The sequence below is a fragment of the Shewanella sp. 10N.286.45.A1 genome (genome assembly GCF_041470405.1).
GTDB lineage: Bacteria > Pseudomonadota > Gammaproteobacteria > Enterobacterales > Shewanellaceae > Shewanella.
Window position 1 is genome coordinate 2,020 of the sequence record NZ_JBFRMK010000270.1, and the last position, 4,484, is coordinate 6,503.

At 43.5% G+C, this 4,484-nt stretch carries 5 protein-coding genes; all 5 read right to left on the reverse strand.

Annotated elements, in window-relative coordinates; translation table 11 throughout:
- On the reverse strand, window positions 1–464 hold a 464-nt coding region (locus tag AB4238_RS18205), incomplete at its 3' end, for an AbgT family transporter (RefSeq protein ID WP_408019750.1).
- A 262-nt stretch (window positions 465–726) separates the two neighbouring features.
- The gene (gene kdsA / locus AB4238_RS18210; protein WP_372034723.1) at window positions 727–1,575 is read right to left on the reverse strand and encodes a 3-deoxy-8-phosphooctulonate synthase; all 849 of its coding nucleotides are present in this window, start codon (window positions 1,573–1,575) and stop codon (window positions 727–729) included.
- 70 nt (window positions 1,576–1,645) lie between these two features.
- Window positions 1,646–2,914, reverse strand: a complete 1,269-nt coding sequence (locus AB4238_RS18215) for a DUF819 domain-containing protein (protein ID WP_372034724.1) — start codon at window positions 2,912–2,914, stop codon at window positions 1,646–1,648.
- A 161-nt stretch (window positions 2,915–3,075) separates the two neighbouring features.
- The gene (locus AB4238_RS18220; RefSeq protein WP_372034725.1) at window positions 3,076–3,855 is read right to left on the reverse strand and encodes a tetratricopeptide repeat protein; all 780 of its coding nucleotides are present in this window, start codon (window positions 3,853–3,855) and stop codon (window positions 3,076–3,078) included.
- Between the two features lie 8 nt (window positions 3,856–3,863).
- Window positions 3,864–4,259: a SirB2 family protein gene (locus tag AB4238_RS18225; protein WP_020911314.1), complete on the reverse strand. Its 396-nt coding sequence runs from the start codon at window positions 4,257–4,259 to the stop codon at window positions 3,864–3,866.
- Window positions 4,260–4,484: the final 225 nt, after the last annotated feature.

Below are 4,484 nucleotides of genomic sequence, written 5' to 3' on the forward strand. Positions count from 1 at the left end.
GGGATAACAACTACATAGCCAGCATCTGTTGCGGTATGAGAGATTATGCCGACCAACACAACAGCGGGAGTCAGTAACTTTGCAGGGGTCACTTTCAGCATCTGCTTGAGCGCTGTATTGATGAATCCTGAATGCTCCGCGACTCCAACACCTAGCATCGCAACAAGTACCACACCTAAAGGCGCAAACGCGGTAAAGGTAGTAACCATCGAGGTTAGAAAGTGAGTAAGCGCTTCTGCACTAAGCAAGTTATTAACCACTATCGGGCTATCGGTACGCGGATCTATCGCATCAAAACTAACGCCCGACAATAAGGCTGATAAGCCCCATACTGCAAACATCAATATTAAAAATAACATCGCAGGATCAGGTAACTTATTACCGACACGCTCAATGCCATCGAGTGCCTTTCCCAGCATTCCTTGCGGCCCTTCTTCAGCGAGTGCCTGTTTATCTGCTTTCATCATTCAACCTATCTGTTATGAGTCAAGTTTTCGAGCTCGATAAGCCTAATCATAGTTAACGAACAGTTATCGAACTCGTGCTTTTTTTTATAACCTAACAGGATAAAGCTTAAGTCTGTAGCCAAACTTAAAAGTAGCAAATAAATGAAGAATAGAGGGTTGGTCAAGACTGAATGGAACAGTATTTTTACCTATAAAAAAGCCCTGTGTCATCAACACAGGGCTTTTACCACGAGAGCTCTCTCGCTAGAAACAGTAAAACTTATTTACTGGTATCAATTGGCGCAAACGACTTAACGAGGTCATCTACAGCCTTCATTTGGCTTAAGTAGTTCTCTAGCTGATGTAAAGGCAGTGCACACGGGCCGTCACACTTAGCATTGTCAGGATCTGGATGTGCTTCAATGAATAGTCCCGCTAACCCCAGAGCCATACCACTGCGAGCAAGTTCAGTTGCTTGGGCACGACGACCACCAGCACTGTCACTGCGCCCACCGGGCTTTTGTAGTGCATGAGTAGCATCAAAAATAACCGGGTAACCCGACTGCTTCATCTCATCCATACCCAGCATATCAACCACTAGGTTGTTATAACCAAAGCTTGAGCCACGCTCACATAAAATGATCTCGTCATTACCCGCTTCATTAAACTTAGTAATGATATGACGCATTTCGTGCGGCGCCAAAAACTGTGGTTTTTTCACATTAATGATTGCGCCAGTCTTAGCCATTGCGACCACTAAGTCTGTTTGACGCGCTAAGAATGCTGGCAGTTGAATAATATCGACCACTTCAGCCACAGATGCACACTGATGAACTTCATGAACGTCAGTGATCAACGGTAGATTGAAGGTTGACTTAATCTCTTCAAAAATCTTCAACCCCTCTTCCATACCTGGACCACGATAAGAGTTTACAGAAGAGCGGTTTGCCTTATCGAACGACGCTTTAAATACGTAAGGGATCCCCAATTTCTGAGTCACTTCAGCATAAGTCTCGGCAATCTGCATTGCAAGATCGCGTGACTCAAGCACATTCATACCACCAAACAACACAAAAGGTTTGTCATTTGCGATTTCAATCGAACCTAAATCAATGGTTTTATTACTCATCAATCTCTTCTCTCTATCAGAGCCAAGACACTGGTCTTGGCATTATTCATATTAATTCGTACTTGCAAGTCTAACTTGCAACTAGCTGCAGGAGTTGGCCACACATCCATGCCATATAAGTGCCTAAAGCATAGCCCAACACAGCTAGAAGCACACCCACTGGGGCCAAAGCCGGATGGAAAGCTGCCGCTACAACAGGTGCAGAAGCTGCGCCACCGACATTAGCTTGGCTGCCCACCGCCATATAAAACAGCGGCGCTTTTATCAATTTAGCCACAATCAACATGAAGCTTGCATGGATCAGCATCCAAATCATACCAATAGCAAAGTACCAAAGGTTATCTGCATCGAACAGTTTTGAGACATCCATGTGCAAACCAATGGTCGCAACCAGGATATACAGGAAAACCGTTGCCACTTTAGATGCCCCCGCCGCTTCCAAATGACGAACTGGGCTGAACGACATAGCCAAACCAATTGTGGTTACCGTGACGATTAACCAGAAGAATTTAGACGTTAAGCTATAATCGCGGGTCCAAGGGTAGTTAGCTTCAAAGAATGGGCCTAGGAAGTCGGCGACCACATGAGCAAGCCCGGTAATACCAAATCCAATAGCTGCAATCATCATCAAATCATTGAGGCTTGGGATACGCGCATTTTCTGCGTGGTATTTCTCTACTTTCTCTTTTAATGCTTCTAAAGCCGATGTATCTGCGCCAGTTTTAGCATCTATCTCTTTCGCTTTTGAGGCCATAAACAGCAGCACTGCCATCCAGATATTCGCCACGATAACGTCTACCGTGACCATGATTGAAAATATATCGCCGCCCGCTTCATAGATCTCTTTCATTGCCGCTTGGTTGGCACCACCGCCAATCCAGCTGCCCGCCAGGGTTGTCATTCCGCGCCATACAGCTTCCGGGCCGGTGACACCAAGCACCTCAGGATTGATACTCGATATGATCAATAACGCAATTGGACCGCCAATCACAATGCCTACAGTACCAGTTAAAAACATGATGATCGCTTTCGGGCCGAGCGATAAAATTGCTTTTAGATCGACACTTAAAATAAGTAACACTAAGCAGGCGGGAAGTAGATAACGTGAAGCGACAAAATACAGCTTTGAGGTATCACCATCGATAATATTAAAAGTATTAAGCAATGATGGTAAGAAATAACACATCAACAATGCTGGAATGAAAGTATAAAACTTCTTCCAAAATTGGTGGTTACTGTTACTGGTGTAAAATACAAACCCCAGCACAACCGCTAATATGCCAAGCGCTGTGGCATCATTGGTGACCAATGCACTACTGATCGAATCGGAACTACTCATTTACCCTATCCCCCTGATAGTGGCCGTATCGTAAATAACAATACTTTGCCTAGTTATTATTCTTGCTCTTCAATTTGTTAGTTTAGTAATGGTGTATTTGTACACTCTAATACTGATAGTGGTGTAACGAAAAAAGAGCCATTCGGCTCTCTTTTTTGCGCTTAATGGAACGTTTCGACGTTCTCTTTAAGCTCTTTCAATTGCATCTTTACCAGCTCAATAACCGGGTCATGTGGACTGTTATCAACAAAATGTTTTAAATCCGCCGTCGCGACACTAATACAACCCAACTGCTGTGCAATAAAGGCTCGTTCGCGGTTGAGATTGAGATCTTCTGGGTGCCATTGCAGCAGCAAATTACAGCACTCCATTGCAGGTTCAAATTTGTGCGCGACAATACTGCCCGCTTTCATCTCATGGATCATGCGTGACACTATGCGCTTTACTGACGCTGGTTTTAGGTAACTTGGTTTAAATGCGGCTGCATTACCTAGCTCACCACGTACTAAAATATGCAGTTGGTGTTTGCTCAACTCATTGCCAGTGAGAGGATCAATATAGCGAATATCATCGTCAATTTGACTCAGGAGCACCGTTTGCCCAGGTAAAAGCAATGGCTCTAACTTAAGATCCAACTGCTTTGCCAACAACATCAACACTGTGGCTAACGTGGTGCTATTGCCCTGTTTTGATGTCATGCACTTACCGAGATCTGCCGCTTCTGCACTGTAATAAGCTTCACGCGCACAGAAACCTAAGTCATTATAAAACCAGTTCAGTAATGCTTTTAATCGGTCATGCCTGTCAACCACATAAAAGCTTAATACAGAGCCTGCCAGCTCAAGCCAAGCCCAATTAGCATTTTTTACTTTAGAAAAGCCCAGGTGTTCTGCAACATCGAAGGCTGTTTCTGGTAATTGAATAGAATCGTTAAGTTTCAAGTGAGTCTTCAACCTAATAAAACTGCTTGCTTAAACACAGCCAGTTTCGCGGCGTAAACCACCCAACCAAGTGCACCTAATGCGGCAAATACTTTAAATAATTTATTACGATTAGCCTTAAGAGCGATAGTAGCTAGAAGGATATAAGCAACCACAGCACTGAGTTTTTCTGTCATCCAAGGATCAACAAATGGATACTGTTTAATAGAAAAACACAAGATTAAACCAGATAGCAGCAGGAAGGTATCGATAACGTGCGGCGCAATTTTAACGAACTTTTTGTCCATTATTGGCGACTGACGTAAATGAAGCGAAAAACGCACAATAAAAAACAGCACACTTAACGCAACAAACGTCATATGAGTATGCTTAAACACAGGGTATAAACTATAAAAAGTTTCCATGATTTTAGGTCTTTTAGCCGACAAAGGCGCTAGTGTACCCGATCCCCTTAACCATAACCAATATCAGCGAATAGTATTGAGCAGGAGTGGGTAAAATTTAATCACCCCAAGGTTTTGGCAACGCCTTTAGATGTAAACCAGCTGGTTATTTTCCCTCATTATCATTGTTACGTAACTCTTCGCTTAACTGCCTCATTGCTTTGTTGCCTTCAATTAATACCAATT